Genomic DNA, 15,891 nt, shown 5'->3' with positions numbered 1-15,891 from the left:
CATTACTTTTCACGCTCACGAGCACCTCAAACGCTACCTGATGGCAAATGTTCCCATCAGATTGCAGAAAAAATCCCTGCATTCCGAAGAGTTTCAATCAGGTTACCAAGCGCTGCGCGCACTTCTGTGTCGATTACCGTTCCAGATGTCGGCATTTCTGGTGCTGAAACCCTCTGCCATCCGCCGAGAAACAGGATTTTCTGGCCCGTCTGTTTGTCGAAAATCTGCATGCCGTCGCGCGGTTGTACGAAAACCCAGCGCGATGCCTGTCGTCCTGCAATAGCGCCGCCATTCCCCGCCCACTCGCCATGCGCCTCGTCAGCGACAAGCCAGCATTGACCGTCTTCGAATGTGTTAGGAGGCGCGGCCTGCTCGCCTTCGACAGAGGGATGAAACAGAATATCAGCCCGCGCATGCGCTTCATTTACAAAGAATTCCTTCTGGGCCTGGCCTGCAAACAGGAAGGGCAAAGCAAAGCGTGCAGAAGCAGATGTGAAAGTGATCGGTTCGGACATGGTTAGACTTTCTGATGATGGATGGCGGGCTCAGCCGATTTGGGTAATGAACAGCGGGTCGGATTGGGCATAAGTCCCCATTTGCCGGACCCATACGACGGAGCCATGGTGGCTCGCCTTCAGTGACTGATGCTCGGCCGGACTGATGAAAATTTCCGGCTGGCCGCTTTCCCACAAGGCAACAGGCGCGAGTACGGGCCCAACTCCAATTAGGTAATTTTCTGACTGTTCGACCAGCGGCACGCCCACTTCGTCTCGCCAGAGCCATGATCCCCGTGCCCGCCGCGTCCAGCCCAATGCGACGCCGCCGTCGTGAGTAAAGCGTGCTCTTCCATGAACTGGCGACAATGGGCGTAACGTAATTCCATAATTTTCGACCTGCGCCACGACCGGTTCGTCATCCCCGCGGCCGATTGCGGATATAACCGAAGTCTCGGCCACCGGAATGCTGGCAGAATCAAGCGGGGTCAGACTATCATCTAGAAGCGTCGCTAATGTCCCTGCCGGGTGCCCGCCCTGTGCGGCAAGTTCAGTGCCGCCGCGGCCCCGCAAAACGCCGCTAAGCCGCCAACGTCGGTCATCCAATTGTTCTGCGCGGGCAAATTGAATGATTTCATCCCCGAGCAGGAGACGGTTCGCGCCCATGGCCAAATCTGCCACAGTTGCAGGCCGAAACTGAAGATCAGCGGCCGCCAGGTTGATCTCCAGCGAGACTTCAGGTTCCAGCAGAACCGCTTCCGATGATTGCAGATTTCCGACAAGAGTGCCGCAAATACTGCGCAGGCTGCCGGTGCTCTGTATAGGTGAAAGGCTGCCGCCATTGTCGATGTAAAGCGCAGCGCCGCTCCAGTTGCTGCCGGACGCGGATGCAGCAGCAAAAATCGCTGGGTTATCTGCAGAGCCGGTTCCGTCCCATGGCAATTCAAATGCTCTGAACCATGTTTCGCGCGCGCTTTCATCCGGCGCGCTCCACGGCTGGCCAAAGTCACCAGCAGGAGCGGTGGTCTGAATGGGAGGTAGTCTGACCAGTTGAAGTTCAATACCGGCTTCTCGCCATTCCCATTCGGTCACGCTCCATAGTCCGGCTGTTTTGGGCACCGTGACAACGCTTCCGGGCTTTAGCCCTGGATCAAGTTCGGCCACGCGCCACGCCAATGTTTCGCGCATCCAGTTTGCGCGCTGCGCACCTGCGTTCGCAAGCGCGCGTGCATCATTTGCCGACATTGCGCCTGGAAATTCCATCGTACGCGTCCGCCCGGTGCGCGCCCGGCCATCGGCGCGTTGTATACCCGGCTGAAAATCGCGAGACACGTCATAATAGCGTAATGCATCCGGCGCTGTGTCGCGGCTAAGCTGCCGGGCGCGGCGTGCCCCGCTCTGGGTGCCGAAATCCTCGTCATTCCACGAAATGGCCGCTTCAGGTAATATCGCCGGCGAAACTGGCCGCCTCGCTGCATTGTTGATCGTCAGCTGGTCCCCGCCCGCATCGCTATCCATGGGGAACAATGTATCGATTGTTTCCAGCACACTTGCGAACGAGCCACCTTCGTATGAAAATCCTGCCAGATTGGGCAATATGACATCGCATTGGGTGTCTTCCATATCTGGTGGCAGAAGCTGGCTGAGGGAAATCTGCCCGCTATCCGCAATCACTTCAAACGTGAGAGCGGGGATGCGATTGCCAAAGTCTGACAGATCGAGATCTTCGAATACCACATAGGCACAATGACGAAACGCGGGGCAGCGGCTGCCTTCTGCTGCAACCATCAGCGGGTCTGCCGATTGTGCGCCCCGGCCATTGTGGACACGTATTTCGCCGCCCACTTTGAGGTCACTCGCCGCCCCCCTCAGTAAATTGCCGTCGGCCCAGATTTTGCCGACGTTCAAAATTGGCCGGCTGGACAGCGCCACTGCGAAAGAGGTGGTATAGCTGAAAGTGGTGGTTTTGGGCTTGCCTTTGCCGCCCCCGGTTGATTCCCGGTTTTCCACCAGATCGGTTGACCAGATGATGGACCCGGCGGTCCGCATACGGCCAAAATGGCGGGCGATTGGATTGCCGTAGCTTGATGTGGTGAGGGCCAGATCCTTGAGGCGTGGTCCTTCCCGCCCGGAACTGCCCATGATCTGCGAATCAATCTGGCGGCCAGCCAGAGCGCCGATTGCGCCGCCTACAGGGCCGCCAACCAGAGTGCCGATGGCACCTAGAACAAGTGTCGCCATACAGATTATTCCTCGTTTGTGATGCGCCAATGCCGCAGCATCGGCCAGGCCAGCGGGCCGGGCATCCTGACCACCCGGCGCAGCCCTGCATGGGCATGGATGAATCCGTCCGCATCGTCGGCCACCAGAAGGTGAAATTGCGCCGGGCCGGGCCTGACCATGATTATACTGCCTGCGCGAACCTGCCCGAACTCATCCCGCAATCCGGCCTGTGCAGCGCATTGCAGCATCAGTTCGATGTCGGTGTTGCGCAAAGCATAGGTTTGCGGAATGTCGATCGGCCGTCCGATGGCAGCAAGCGAGGCGGCGATCAGCCCAACACAATCAAGCCCGATGTCAGGATTTCGGCCATGCAGGCGGAACGGCGTGCCGATGAATTGGGCAGCCGCGCATGCCAGTGCATCGTGCGGCATTGTCATCGGCCAGTGGGATAGCGTGCCAGCAGATCATTGCCTGGCAGGAATGGCTCACCCTGAAAATTTATCGCATTGCCGAAGCGGGCATCACATGTTGCCAGCGTATGGTCGCAGCCTTCGCGCATAACCGCGCGCATGCCCTCGTGCGTCGTGGCAGATAATGGCACATCCAGCAGCACGCCATCCGGCCCTGCGCCCACCACCATCATGGCAATGCCCGCTTGCTCGCCTGACAGAAAACGCACTTCGCCTTCGGCAAAAATGGCGTGCTCTGCGACATCGAAGCGCACACGGTTATCATCCAGATCAACCAGCAGAACCTTGGCTTCGTGGGTGAACCGCTGTGCCGGCAAAGTGCATCCGGTGCCGCAAAAGCGGGCGCGGCAGGTTGGGCTGGTGCGCGGAATAAAATCTGCGGCAAATTCTGCCTTTGCGGAATTGAGCTGCGCGCTGAAACTGCCTGCACCATGCGAAACATCGCCAATTACGCCATTGTAAAGGATGGTGCGATCAAGGTTTTCCCAATCCACCGCACCAATCCTGACTTGTGCGCCATCAAATCTGCCACCCATGAGATCGGCTTCTGTAATGCTGTCATGGCCCAGCACCCCGTTTACTTCAGCACTGTCGGGCGTGAGGTCCGATGTCCGGCGGATTGCGCTGGGCACCATTCCGGGCGCGGCGCAATGTTTGATCCCGTCGAACCACAAGTCACGGTCATGGCTGGTGAAGGCCAGGGTCACGCCATCACGGCGATGGATGCGCCAGAATGTCGCAATACCTTCAAGCTCCTTTTGAAAAAACACCCGGTTCATGATGCCTCGCGGATTTCAATGAGCGGGACAGATGGCGCTTCGCCAGCGGCAAAATTGGCCCCGGTTACATCCAGCCTGTCTTCTGCAAAACGCACTGGCACATCGAACAGGAACCCGGCCCGTATGATTGCGCCAGCAGGGGGTGCAGATGCAAAAGTGATCACGCCGCCCGGCTCTGCCTGCCAGCCAGCGCTGTGCGTACCATCGATGCTGACGGCAATTGTATTAGCCAGCGGGCGAGTGATGGGGCGCACTTGCGGATCATTGGCGCTGCCATAATTTTTCACCAGCCGGTAACTGGAAGTTACGCCATCGCCGACGCCGATTTCCTGATCGAGCATGGTTGGCGTGCCAGTCATGGCATGAGAGCTGAAATCAAACGGGTCCGACAGGCGGAAGCCGCGTGCCGCACCGCGCCTGGCCCGGAAGAATGTGATCAGCGTCCCCAGTTCCTGATCAGACCGGACGCCGGGGCCGACATCAAACCGCAGGCGGGCGTCCGACCACAGGGAATTGCGCCGCTCGTGACCCGAGGCTGTGACAGAAACGCTGGTAGAAAATTCCGGGCTGACTGCGGCATCCCGCCCCAGTGCGAGCGGATAAAGTATGTCATCAAATGCTTGCACTTGTATCTCCTGCGATGGCGCGAGGCGGGTATATCCATCCCGCGAAACCTGGGGCAGCGCCCAGACAAAACGGCGCGTAATGCCGCGGTCTGCCGCTTCATCGAGGCCTGCATCGATAAGCGGCCATTCATGGTCGGCGTTTTCCGGCTTCAGGACGAACCCTGAAAGATAATCCTGCAATTCAGTGGGATAATTCAGCCTGTCATTGACCTCCGCATAGGCAGCGCGCCGGCGGGCGTCGGCACCAATGGTCAGCCAGTCGTAATCTTCCAGCTGCAACCGGTCGAATGCAGGCATTGCCCAGCCGAGCGGCAGGTTGGCGCGTTTTAGTTCAGGCATGGCCGGGTCGAAAATGGTGGGCGTAAATGCCAGCAGCAATATTTCGGCTGTATCAGTGGCAGCGGCGCGCACAGATGCGGCAAAATCTGCCGTGGACTGTGCCAGAAGCGCGCCTGCATCATCCAGCAGCGCAAGTTGGGCGGCGTCCAATGTGCTGCGCATTGTCGCGATTACGGGCGGGTTTCCGCCCAGTGCGGCCTTGGCGGCATCATCATACAGGCATGGCCTGCCATCGGGCATGATCCACCACCACGGTTCGCCGATTTGCACTTTTACAGGCAGGCCGCATTTTTCCATCAGTGTCAGGAAATGGCCCGCAGCGGCGCGCACCCAGCCCATCGCATTGCCATTGGCAGGCGAAAGCAGCGCTGATGACGGCACCCATCCGGTGCGCGCGGGTGCGCCGTCTGCTGCCCGCTGCTGCCAGGCATCAGGGCAATGATCGGCCAGCAATTCGTATGAAATGGACGTGATGACTTCATAATCCCTTGCCGCGCATTCGGCAAAAAAGGATTGGTGCCATTGCGCCGCAGGGCCGCACAGATTGCCCGCGGCATCGGCAATCAACCGGCCTTGGGCAGGCACCAGCTGGAAAAAATGGCTCATCCCCACATAGTGAAGAATGCTGCCCCTGTAGCCGAGGCCGCGAATAACCCGCAGCAGGCGTGCTGGGGTCTGGTTGAACGCATCATCATAGGCCGTTGCAATCTGCTCGCCATGGGGCGGCACCAGCACATCGCCGGTTTCCAGCATTGGCCGGTCACCTTCGCATGTAATGTCGCTCATGATGACCCGCCCGGTGGCAGGGGCATCCAGCATGGCTGACCCACCCGGCACATATTGCGGCGGCACGAGAGAGATGAACATCCGGTCGATATCGGACGGGTGGATCCGTTCGCCGGGTAGTCCGTAACCGCTTTCCAGCGTATTAAAATCCAGCGTGATTCGCGCGTCCTGCGGCGTGCCGACGGCGTAATTCCACAACCGGATATACCAGGTTCGGGGCGTGCCTGCCGCATCGCGCCCCTCGATGGTCAATGTCGGGCCATTGGGCTGATCCAGCGCAATTATGCCGGTCGAATGCCAGTGAAACGCCAACTTCGTGTGGGCATAATCGCGATCAGTGGCATAGGCCATCAGCGGATGGTCAAGCGTATCCTTGCTATCCCAGATTAACCCGGCCAGCTCCCCATTATGGTGAAATTCGAGGTCGACTTGCAACCCATCGGGCGCCACTGAAATAACGCTGGCCATCATCGGACGCGGAAAATTCACTGTCCAGAAACGCGGATCGAAGCGCTGGATATAGTCGCTTTCCTGTCCGCGGCGTTCGCGGGCGAGCCAGAAGGCCATAATCGTGTTTCCTCTAAAATTCGCGCAGGGCACGGCGCACGGCGCTGGCGACCTGGCGGGATGATCGCTGAAGGGCGACGGGCGCGCTGGAACCGCGCGGCGATGAAAGGTTGATGGCCACGCGCACATCGCGCCCCCCGGCTGCGCCGCTGGTCATGCCGGTTTCGACCCGGCCGGCGCTGGTTGGCACAAACAGTTCGGGGCCGCGCTCGCCCACCAGATATCCCCGCCCGGGAGAAACCGGCCCGCCGGTTGCGCGGCCCGGCAGGCCAAAAATGGCCCCCAGTGCGCCGCCCACTATGCCGCCCAGATCGCCGGAGCCGGACTGGCCGCCGTTGCCGCCACCGAAAAGCGAGCCAATGCCGGATTTAAGGGCTTGGGCCGCAATCTGGTCCAGCGCCTGAAATGCCATGCGCTTCAAATCTTCAAAGCCAAGCCCGCCTTGTCTGATGGCGGTCAGCAGGCCGCGTTCAAGGACGCTGCCTGCCTTGGAAAATCCATCCACGAGCGTGGAATCAAACGTGCCCCGCATTTCGGCAATATCGGCGGCAAAGCCGCGCGTGCTTGCGCGCACGTCAATCAGCAATTCGTCCACTTGGTCATCCATTGCGCTCACGCTCCAGTAGGGTTTCGATGTCGGCCATGCTCATGGGCCGGATTTCGCCTTCCGGCGGAGCCAGGGCGCAGGCGAGTTCTGCCGGCGTTGCCGCCCAGAATTCGGCCGGCCGCCAGCCCATCACGCGGGCAGCCAGCCCGGCCAGCCGCAATGATGTACCTGCAAACGGGGCGGTGGCGGGCGGCGCTGTCATCCTGCGCCCTGAAGGATCTGGCCGAGCAATATGCGTAAAGGTTTGGCGCAGCTGGCCAGCCCTTGCGTCGTGACAGCTTCGCCCAGCTGCGTGCGCGTGACGGCTTGCTGGTCCGCCAGGCAATGCCAGAACAGGCCGACCATATCGGCCAGGCGCAATTGGCCTTCGCCGGCCTTTTCCACCAGCGCAAACAGCGGCCCCAATTCGTCTTCGGCAGCGACCAGCGCGGTGAAACTGGGGCGCAGCAGGCGTGGAATGCCCGCCACCACCAGCATGGCTTCGCCGCGCAAGGCGTTGGCAGCAGCGGTCATGCAGGCAACACCGCGCCAGAACTTTCAAGCTGCAGTGTATAATTGCGCTCGCCATTGAAATCTCCGGCATAATCCAGCCGCTGGACCAGAAAACGGCCGCGCATCTTCTCGCCATCCTCGAAAGACAGCTCATAGTCAGCCAGCGTGCCTGCCAGGGCATGGGCGCGGACCGATGCCTCGGCGTCGCTGCCCAGGAAAATGCCGCTGGCGGACACCGATACAGACCGTGTTCCGGCACCCGACAGCAACTCTCGCCAGCCGCCCGATTCCTTGTGCGTCACCACGACGGTATCGCCATTGACGGACATTTGCGTTGTCCGCAGGCCGGCAACGGTCTGATAGGCGGGCGGCTGTGCGCCATCGCCGATTTTCAGGAGGAAGGCAGAGCCTTTTTGGGCACTCATATCGGTTTACTCCGGTAACAGGGGTGAAGGGGTTTCAAGGAGGCGGAACTGATATTCCAAAAGGACAGTGCGCAAATTGCGCGCACGACGTTCAGCCCGGGCGCGCAGAAAACGGGTGTTGACGATGACAAAGCCGTCCTGAGACTTGGGCAGCGCTTCGATTTTCCGGTCGAGAGCCGCCACCAGAGCGCCATCGCCAGCGATGTCATCGCCCCTGGTATTGAGTTCCAGCGCAATCCGCACTTCGCGGCCACGCATGTCTTTGGTGCTCCAGTCGGTCGATGCGCTGGCGGCGATGCCCAGCCACGGCGGGCTTGTAGAAAGGGGGCTTTCCTCCTCGATCGAATTGATCTGGCCGGCAAGTTCGGGTGCATCGCGCAACCACCCCACCAGCGCGGCGCGCAAAAGGGTTTCCATAGGTTTCAGCCTTTCGAAAACAGGGGCCACAGCAATGCGGCAGACCGCCAGCGCCACGGATCCCGGGCGCGCTGGCGCAGGATATTTTCGCCATGCGCCTCCGCCAGAACAGCAGCCTTTTGCGCCATCCTGCTGGCAAAGGCTGTGGCAGGCTGGGTTGTTTCAGCCGTGATCATATCAGCCGCATCCGGCGCCAGGGCCGCCACAGGGCTGCCACTGCGGCTGGCGGTGTTTCAGCAGGGCCGGTGTCGCGCGTGCGATAGTGATGGGCAGCCAGGCGGATGATGCCATGGCGCAACGCTTCGGGCAGGCCGCCCCAGTCTGGCGCAAGCCCAGCACTGAAGCGAACTGCAAGGCGCGCTTCGCTTGCGCTCCGTGTCAGCCGCACCTTGCCGCTGCCATCTGCATCAATGTCGATGGCATAGGCATTAACCGGCAGCGCGCTGCGTTCACCGCCGGGCGATACAAGATCGACAGTGGTGATAGACCTGACCGGCCTTGTGCCAAGACAGTGCCAGCCGCCATCGGCTGGCAGCATGGTTTCGCATTGCGCTTCCAGCGGCATGGTGCCGGTAAAACTTTCGCACATATCCAGGCTGGCGCGCATCAGCAGCACCAGCAACGCATCGTCCTTGGGGGTGGAAATGGCGAGCCATTGTTTCAGCTCGTCCAGGGCAGTTCCCGCCAGTTCGGCAGGCTCGACGATAGCCCGCTTCATGGCGGTCTCCCGTAATTGACCGGACATGATGTCCGCGGAATGAAAATATGCCCGCGCCGCAATCATGCGTGTCGGCCCAAGGGGGATGGGGCAGTGTTGCGTGGCGGCGCGGGCACGGGGAACCGGCTGGGCCAGAAGGGGGCAGACCCAGCCGGAAACAGATCAGGCTTCGATCTTGAGCAGCTTGATCGCGGCGCTATCCAGCACCTGGCCGCCCACGCGCTTGGTTGCGTAGAAGTGGACGAATGGCTTGTTGGTGAACGGATCGCGCAGGATCTGCGTGGCGCTGCGTTCTGCGATCAGATAGCCATGGCGGAAGTTACCAAATGCAATCGGATAGGCGCCATTGGCGATATCCGGCATATCTTCAGCTTCCACCACCGGATAGCCCAGCAGACGGTCGGGCTGGCCTTCCACCAGGCCCGGCTGCCACAGGAATGCGCCATCGGTGGTCTTCAGCTTGCGCACTTCAGCCAGCGTGGCCGAATTCATGACGAAGGTGGCACCCTGCCGGTGGCCCGATTTCATCGTGTGAACGAGGTCAATCAGACGGGCCTCTGGCGAACTGCCAAAACCTGCATCGTCGCCGGAACCGATATATTGCAGCGACCCAAAAGCGCGCAGGCCGTCTTCTGCAACAGAGACCGGCGCATTCAGGAAGCCTTCGGGCTGGTCAAAGCCGCTGCCATTGACGAAGGCAGCGCCTTCCGCACGGGCAAATTCCATGGCGATTTCGCTGGCCAGCCAGCTTTCCAGATCAAACCCGGCATCATCCAGCATGGACTGGCTGGCTGCCGGATTGGCATAAAGTTCACCGGTTGGTGGGGAAATTTCGGCAAATTGCGGCGTGTCTGTTTCAGGCCGCGATGCCGTTTCGCTGACCCAGCCCGACGCCGTGCCGCCGGTGGACACCAGCTTGCGATATCCTGCGCTGCCGGTCTGCACGACCTGGGCAATGCTGCGGATCGGGCTGATTTCCACCAGTTCGCGGGCAATCATCGCGTCAATCGAACGGGGGACGGCATAGCCGCCATCAGCAGGCACAACGCCGCTGATGGATTTGATTTCCGTTTCGCGGCCACGCCGCAGATAACCATCGACGAAACCTTTGACTTCGGCAGCGTCAGACGCAGCAAGGTCGCCGCCTGAAAGCGCGGGGCGCACCGCAGCGCGGCCCACCTTGTCGAGCCGGTTTTTCACTTCGTCCACATCGCTGCGCAGCACCGAAATGTCGGCTTCTGCCTTGTCCTGCCGGGCCACGATATCGAAGCTGGCATTAAGCTGATCCGCAGCAATGCCGGCAGGGGTGGGGTTTGCAATATCCATAAAGTTATTCGCCTTTCAGGGGGGGGGGGTAGTGGTTCGGGGGCACAAAAAAGCCGCCCAACGCGGGCGGCCGGTAAAAAGGGGTGTGAGTGAGCGTGCGTATCAGCTGATCAGATGCACGCGCGCGCCATCTTGCAGCGGATGGGTGACGAGGCTGATTTCAAACAGGTCAACATCATCCAGCACGCGCCCGCCGGGATGGTGGCGATAGCGCCGGGCACGATAGCCAAAGCTGAGGCCGTTGATCGCCCGCTGTGTCAGCGCGGCAGCAGCGCGGCCATCAGGGTTGTCGATGCGGGCGATGACGCGCAGGCCGCGTTCATCTTCCTCAATCCGTTCGACCCAGCCGATGCGCTGGTCGGCACTGTGCTGCCAATAGAGCGGCAACGGGCTGCGCTGTTCGGCCAATGTCCGCGCAAATGCGCCGCGGGTGATGGTATCACGCGCGCCGTCCGCTTTGCCAAACAGGGCGGCATATCCGGCAAAGCGCAATTCTTGCCCCGCGCTCATCGCAGCATCCCCGGCACGCCGATGCGTACCGCGATGCCAATCAGCAACATGGCGAGAAAACCGCGCACCAGCCATTCGATCGCGGCTTTCCACGCGCTGGCCTTGGCATCGCGCCAGGCCCGCAGCAATTCGCGCAATTCGTCCAGATCATCCTGCGCATTGTCGTCAGCCAGACCCAGCCGCGAAATCACTCGGTTTGCGCCCAATTCGGACGATTCCTCGACGATTGCGCGCAGAGTGACCAACTCGCTGCCTTCGCTGGCGGCCTGTGCAATCAGCCGCGCCAGCATGTCTTCGCGGATCATTTCGTTTCTCCTTCCGGTTCCAGCCCCAGCAGCGCGCGTTTTTCCGCAGCGGTGAGGAAATCAGCTGCGGAAACTTGCGACCACAACCGTTCCCGGTCTTCCGAGAGGGCAGGAATGCGGTCCAGATCGATCGATAGCGATGCGCCGGGAAACCAGGGCTCCACTCCCTGCGCGATGCCGGACAGGATCTTGCCAGCCAGCGGCAGCAGGGTCAGCCGCCACAAGGCGCGGTTGGCCTCGCGGTAGTTGGCATAGGTGTTATCGCCCGGCAGGCCGAGCAGCATCGGCGGCACCCCGAAGGCCAGTGCAATATCGCGCGCCGCAGCCGCTTTCAGATTGGCAAAATCCATGTCAGCTGGGCTCATCGACAGGCTTTGCCAGGTCAGCCCGCCTTCCAGCAGCATTGGCCGGCCGGCGTTGACTTGGCCCGAATAGGCATTGGCCAGTTCGGCTTTCAGCCGGTCAAACTGGTCAGGGGATAGCCCGCCATGCTCGCCAGCATCATAGACCAGCGCGCCCGATGGCCGCGCCGCATTTTCCAGCAGGGCGCGGTTCCATTGGCTGGCAGCGTTGTGAATGGCAACGGCCTGCTCGGCAGCAGCCAGACAGCCAGCGCCGTAATGGTCATCGCCAGGATGAAATGCCTTCAGGTGAATGATATTGGGCCAGCCGCTGTCATCTTCCAGTGGGATGGTCAGCGTGCGGTCAGTCAGCCGGTATTGATAGGCCGCGGGCCAGCCATCTTCGCCTGCCACCACCGCAATGCGTTCAGGGCGCAGAGCAAACAGTTCCACCGGGCGGCCCGCGCCATCCTTCATGATCTGCACATAGCCATTGCCATGCAGCAGCAAATGCGCGGCCAGCGTTTCGATCAGCGACTGGCCCGCCGATGATGCGCCGATCAGCGCCGCTAGCGTCTTGTCAGTCGGGTTGAGCGGGGCAGACCCTGCGCCTTCTGCCACGATGCGAACAGCCCGCTGGGCCACCGGATTTTCGACAAAGGCGCGGCGCACTGCGCCCGTATATTCAAACGGTGCCTTGCCGCTGCCGCTTTCAAAGGCTGTTGCCCAGGGCGAAACATAGCCGCGTGCAATGGGCACACGGCTTTCGCCCCCGCCCTTGAAGGCGGAAGCCAGAGTATCGAGGAAGGACATTAAAGTGCCTTTCGTTAAGGTTATATCTGGGTGACACGGGGGGCAAATTGCCGTCCCAGCATCAATTCATGGGCGGCCCACACCAGCGCATCAGCACGGTCCGGGCTGCGGCCCGGGCCTTCGTAACTGCCACCCGCCATCAGCCCGCACAGCTGGTCTTCCAGCTTGGCGAACATTCCTGCGTGCCGCATCCGGCCAGCTTCGTATAATGCTGCCACAGGCTCGGCCCGCGCCACTTTGCCGCGGCTGGCATGGACCAGTTTCAGCGGCAGGGTGATGTCTGCGGCGCGCAACACACTGCCGACCATCTCGCCGCCCTGATTGGCTTCGGCAATGACCCGGTCAGCCGACCATGCGCGGGCCGCTTCTGCCACGGCGCGGGCCCAGCGTTCCGGCGTGGGGCGTGCCACCGTGCAATCGGCCAGCACAACACCCATGCCCGTTTCGGTAATGCCCGCTACGATGATGCCGCATTCGTCGCCGCGCGCGCTGGCGGGCGGGTCAACCCCCACTACCACGCGCGCCAATGCTTCCACCGTTCCTGCGGCGCGGCACCGTTCCAGCATGTGCCTGCTCCACAACGCGCCTTCCACTTCGGCAATCATCTCGCCGTCCAGTTCCTGCCGGCCAAGGGCAGTGCTGCCATAGGCCCGGCGGATTTCCTTGACGAAACGTTCCGGCAGATTGGCGGCATTGTCATAGGTTGACCCGCGGGTGATCTTCACGCCGCCATCTGCCGCTTCGTCCAGCAATCGGCGCATCAACGGCACGGCGCGCGGCGTGGTGGTGGCCATGACTTGCGGAGTTTCCCCCAGCCGCAAACCCATCATCAGATTGTCCCAGCTGCGGATGCCGCGCCCGCCGGCAATGTCCCATTTGGCAATTTCATCGCACCATGCGTGGCTGTGCTGCGGCCCGCGCAGCCCTTCGGGTTCCGCGGCAGAATACAGCTGCGCCTGCGCCCCATTGGGCCAGCTGATCCGTTTCAACGACGGTTCGAAAACGGGCATCCTCCGGGGCGGGGAAGTGGCCAGAATACCGCTTTCCCCTTCCACCATCACGGCCCGCACTTCCGAAATTGAACTGCCCACCAGCGCAATGCGCGCATCGGGATTACGTTTTGCCTGCAGGCGCACCCATTCAGAGCCAGCCCGGGTTTTGCCGAAACCCCGCCCGGCACATACCAGCCAGGTCTGCCAGTCGCCGGGCGGGGGCAATTGTTCAGCGCGCGCCCACAGCCGCCAGTGAAAGCGCAATTCCTCAGCCTCGCTCGGCGACAGGCAGCCAAGGAAAGCCTTGCGGTCATCATCATCCAGCGACAGCAGCAGCCGCAAGCGGTTAACCTGCGGCATCGGCGTCGTTCACGCTGTAAACGCCGTTTTCCGCTGCCAGGGCCGTGGCTGCCTTTTCGCGGGCCCGCATGGCATCCAGCTTGGCATTGATCGATGCCAGAATGGCATCTTCATCATCATCTGCCCGCAATGCCTTTTGCCGACTGACAGCTTCACGATGCGTGGTCAGCAGGCGGAACGCGATGGCATTGTCAAATTTGCGCCGTGCCTTGGCCTTGCCGCCATCCAGTTCGCCCACGCGCAGCCGGCGCAGCAAATCCATTTCCAGATTGTCATACCCTTCGCACAATGCCTCGAACCACAGATTGGCGAAGGCTGCATCTTCGCGGCGGGCGGAATAGACCGTGCTGGTGGGCACACCGGCCTTGCGGGCGGCGGCCGAGACATTCGAACTTTCAGCCAGCGCTGCAAGAAACGCGTCTCGCCATACGTGAATGGTCCGGCCACGCGCTGCGTCGCCGGGCGTTTGTTTCGCCATAGTCGGATGTCCGTGCTGTTGTGGAACGCTGAAGAACCGGTCATTCCCGACTCGGTCTATCGCGATGTTCCGTTTCTCTAGGCGATTATGTCTCTTACAAACCCACGGGGTTTTGATATGAAGGGCTATGCTTCAAAAGTTCAACAAGTTCTTCACCGACCTATCGGCCCACGTTTCGCTGGTGGCTTTAATCGTGGGTAGTGCTGCATTCGCGGTAGGGTGGGGTTGGGCGGCCAGTGCTTCGGAGACGATTGCCGCTTTTGGGCCGCTGGGCTGGGTCACTGCGGCCACACTGGGCGCTGGCCTCTTTGTCTTGCTTGCGATCGGCTTTGCCCACGCAAGGCAGAGGCTGGTGCGGACTTCTATCGAGCGTCAGTTTTTCCAGAGCCCGGAACGGATAAATCCGGTCGACCAGGAATTCACAAGGAAGAGAATTAAGTTTTCCGATTTGGCCTCACCCATAACCGAGCGGGTAGAAGGGAAGCGCTTTGTAGAGTGTGAGATTATCGGCCCAGTCAACGTCGTGATGTTAGCCAGCCACAATGGGGCAGGAGCAATTAGGAACTGCGAGCTAAGCAGCGTGTGTGCCATTCTGGTTAAAGATGGAGTCCCGTCAATCAATACCTTGGTGTTACAGGACTGCGAGTTCATTCGCTGCAAAATTCACCAAGTTACGCTTCTCTTTCCCGAAGAGGCCTATGAATGGGCCAATGAGAGACTGCCCGGATTGGTGTGGCTTACACCGGCTCCTCATCCGAGGGCTTCTTCTTAACCAGCTTCCCTAGCCGCTCCTTAAACCGCTTTTCGTCGTCGTCGCATTCAAGTTCGCGCGCCGTCTCTTTGAACTTATCAAGTTGACTCTTTTCGCATTTTTCGGTTTTCGCGTCGGGTGCCATTAGAAAAACTTCCTCCTTGCGGACTTCACACTTTTTACGCCGATGAGTCCGACGATAAAAAGACATATATCATGACTTGTGTAGCTGTGCCTACTTTTGGCGCGACTGCGGATGATGTGCCAATTCTTTGGAATCACTATCATACCAAGGCAAAAGAATGGCGGAAGGGATTGAAGGACCATTACAACATTCCAGTCGGTAAGGAACTAAAGGGCTCCAAGCTCGCGACAGGTCGCAATAGCTATGATGGAGGTAGGGGGCGGCTGTACGGTTCCAAGGCTATTGAGGCATACCGCTTTGCCCTAGATACACTTGATTTTCTGCCCAACAATTCAATATTTTCGGTAACCTGTGAGCGGGATTACAAACTCTACGGGCACACCCGGCTAGAGGCTGTGCTTTACGCAATGTTCCAGCGCATACAGCGCAAGTGCGTCTCGGAACGATTGGCTGCTTTAATATTTTTCGACGAAGGCCACGCCGAATATCGCCGCCTATATCGGAAGGCATGCGTCCACCTCCCTACTGGATCATCGCAGGGCAATTGGGCCAGTGGTGCATCAACCAAAAACGTACCACTTGACCGCACAATTAAGGATGCAAACTTTAAGGACTCCAAGCAGTCGCATTTTGTCCAAATTGCAGACATCGTTGCTTATGCCACTCTTATGAAAATGCGAGGAGAAATGGACCGTTTATCGGACAAAGAGAAGTCTTTGGCGGCGGTCGATTTGTTCAATTGGATACCAAAGGATAAATTGAACCGGAAGGTGGACATGAAGACATTAGATGGCATCAAGCGCCTAGGATAAACGGCCTGACGTTTCCGCCAGGCCGTTGGAAAGCAGGTGCACTCCCAATCATTCGACGGGTCGCAACCAGCCCATTCTGTTTACACCAAATCGGTGATTCGTGCAAGAAAAACAG

General features: G+C 60.2%; 20 protein-coding genes. 2 read left to right on the top strand and 18 right to left on the bottom strand.

The features are described 5' to 3' along the window. Nucleotides 1-56: 56 nt before the first annotated feature. The 18 genes from GRI44_RS09805 to GRI44_RS09720 form a co-directional block, all read right to left on the bottom strand. The gene (locus tag GRI44_RS09805; RefSeq protein ID WP_160601627.1) at nucleotides 57-515 is read right to left on the bottom strand and encodes a DUF2793 domain-containing protein; all 459 of its coding nucleotides are present in this window, start codon (nucleotides 513-515) and stop codon (nucleotides 57-59) included. 30 nt (nucleotides 516-545) lie between these two features. Beyond that, nucleotides 546-2,735 (bottom strand): phage tail protein, encoded by a 2,190-nt coding sequence (locus tag GRI44_RS09800; RefSeq protein ID WP_160601626.1) that lies wholly within the window; start codon nucleotides 2,733-2,735, stop codon nucleotides 546-548. 5 nt (nucleotides 2,736-2,740) lie between these two features. Then, a complete protein-coding gene (locus tag GRI44_RS09795) occupies nucleotides 2,741-3,154 on the bottom strand; it encodes an NlpC/P60 family protein (protein WP_160601625.1) in 414 nt (137 codons plus the stop codon). Further along, nucleotides 3,151-3,966 (bottom strand): DUF2163 domain-containing protein, encoded by an 816-nt coding sequence (locus GRI44_RS09790; RefSeq protein WP_160601624.1) that lies wholly within the window; start codon nucleotides 3,964-3,966, stop codon nucleotides 3,151-3,153. The genes GRI44_RS09795 and GRI44_RS09790 overlap by 4 nt, the downstream gene beginning before the upstream one ends. Beyond that, a complete protein-coding gene (locus GRI44_RS09785; protein WP_160601623.1) occupies nucleotides 3,963-6,284 on the bottom strand; it encodes a DUF2460 domain-containing protein in 2,322 nt (773 codons plus the stop codon). The genes GRI44_RS09790 and GRI44_RS09785 overlap by 4 nt, the downstream gene beginning before the upstream one ends. A gap of 13 nt (nucleotides 6,285-6,297) precedes the next feature. Continuing rightward, a complete protein-coding gene (locus GRI44_RS09780) occupies nucleotides 6,298-6,891 on the bottom strand; it encodes a tail tape measure protein (RefSeq protein WP_160601622.1) in 594 nt (197 codons plus the stop codon). Continuing rightward, nucleotides 6,884-7,093: a phage tail assembly chaperone gene (locus GRI44_RS09775; RefSeq protein WP_160601621.1), complete on the bottom strand. Its 210-nt coding sequence runs from the start codon at nucleotides 7,091-7,093 to the stop codon at nucleotides 6,884-6,886. The genes GRI44_RS09780 and GRI44_RS09775 overlap by 8 nt, the downstream gene beginning before the upstream one ends. After that, nucleotides 7,090-7,404 (bottom strand): gene transfer agent family protein, encoded by a 315-nt coding sequence (locus GRI44_RS09770; protein ID WP_160601620.1) that lies wholly within the window; start codon nucleotides 7,402-7,404, stop codon nucleotides 7,090-7,092. The genes GRI44_RS09775 and GRI44_RS09770 overlap by 4 nt, the downstream gene beginning before the upstream one ends. Then, entirely contained in the window at nucleotides 7,401-7,808 is a 408-nt protein-coding gene (locus tag GRI44_RS09765) for a phage major tail protein, TP901-1 family (RefSeq protein WP_160601619.1), read from the bottom strand. Before GRI44_RS09765 ends, GRI44_RS09770 begins: the two co-directional genes overlap by 4 nt. A gap of 6 nt (nucleotides 7,809-7,814) precedes the next feature. After that, nucleotides 7,815-8,225: a tail completion protein gp17 gene (gene gp17, locus GRI44_RS09760; protein WP_160601618.1), complete on the bottom strand. Its 411-nt coding sequence runs from the start codon at nucleotides 8,223-8,225 to the stop codon at nucleotides 7,815-7,817. Nucleotides 8,226-8,230: 5 nt separating this feature from the next. Continuing rightward, complete coding sequence (locus GRI44_RS09755; RefSeq protein ID WP_160601617.1) at nucleotides 8,231-8,401, bottom strand: hypothetical protein; 171 nt, start codon at nucleotides 8,399-8,401, stop codon at nucleotides 8,231-8,233. Further along, complete coding sequence (locus GRI44_RS09750) at nucleotides 8,398-8,970, bottom strand: head-tail connector protein (protein WP_232843097.1); 573 nt, start codon at nucleotides 8,968-8,970, stop codon at nucleotides 8,398-8,400. The genes GRI44_RS09755 and GRI44_RS09750 overlap by 4 nt, the downstream gene beginning before the upstream one ends. A gap of 135 nt (nucleotides 8,971-9,105) precedes the next feature. After that, nucleotides 9,106-10,269, bottom strand: coding sequence for a phage major capsid protein (locus GRI44_RS09745; RefSeq protein WP_160601616.1), 1,164 nt, complete (start codon nucleotides 10,267-10,269; stop codon nucleotides 9,106-9,108). Between the two features lie 102 nt (nucleotides 10,270-10,371). Next, a complete protein-coding gene (locus tag GRI44_RS09740) occupies nucleotides 10,372-10,779 on the bottom strand; it encodes an HK97 family phage prohead protease (RefSeq protein ID WP_160601615.1) in 408 nt (135 codons plus the stop codon). Then, nucleotides 10,776-11,084: a DUF6127 family protein gene (locus GRI44_RS09735; protein WP_160601614.1), complete on the bottom strand. Its 309-nt coding sequence runs from the start codon at nucleotides 11,082-11,084 to the stop codon at nucleotides 10,776-10,778. Before GRI44_RS09735 ends, GRI44_RS09740 begins: the two co-directional genes overlap by 4 nt. Then, on the bottom strand, nucleotides 11,081-12,238 hold the full coding sequence (locus tag GRI44_RS09730; protein ID WP_160601613.1) for a phage portal protein: 1,158 nt from the start codon (nucleotides 12,236-12,238) through the stop codon (nucleotides 11,081-11,083). The genes GRI44_RS09735 and GRI44_RS09730 overlap by 4 nt, the downstream gene beginning before the upstream one ends. 20 nt (nucleotides 12,239-12,258) lie before the next feature. Continuing rightward, entirely contained in the window at nucleotides 12,259-13,590 is a 1,332-nt protein-coding gene (locus GRI44_RS09725) for a DNA-packaging protein (RefSeq protein WP_160601612.1), read from the bottom strand. Continuing rightward, a complete protein-coding gene (locus GRI44_RS09720; protein ID WP_160601611.1) occupies nucleotides 13,577-14,068 on the bottom strand; it encodes a hypothetical protein in 492 nt (163 codons plus the stop codon). Before GRI44_RS09720 ends, GRI44_RS09725 begins: the two co-directional genes overlap by 14 nt. Before the next feature lie 127 nt (nucleotides 14,069-14,195). On the opposite strand from GRI44_RS09720, the gene GRI44_RS09715 reads away from it, so the two are divergent. Further along, on the top strand, nucleotides 14,196-14,840 hold the full coding sequence (locus tag GRI44_RS09715; RefSeq protein WP_160601610.1) for a hypothetical protein: 645 nt from the start codon (nucleotides 14,196-14,198) through the stop codon (nucleotides 14,838-14,840). 117 nt (nucleotides 14,841-14,957) lie between these two features. Beyond that, nucleotides 14,958-15,776: a DUF3800 domain-containing protein gene (locus GRI44_RS09710; protein WP_160601609.1), complete on the top strand. Its 819-nt coding sequence runs from the start codon at nucleotides 14,958-14,960 to the stop codon at nucleotides 15,774-15,776. Nucleotides 15,777-15,891: the final 115 nt, after the last annotated feature.

The organism is Allopontixanthobacter confluentis (assembly GCF_009827615.1).
GTDB classification, from domain to species: domain Bacteria; phylum Pseudomonadota; class Alphaproteobacteria; order Sphingomonadales; family Sphingomonadaceae; genus Allopontixanthobacter; species Allopontixanthobacter confluentis.
Note: the sequence above shows the minus strand (reverse complement) of the source record. Positions and strands in the feature narration are given on the sequence as shown.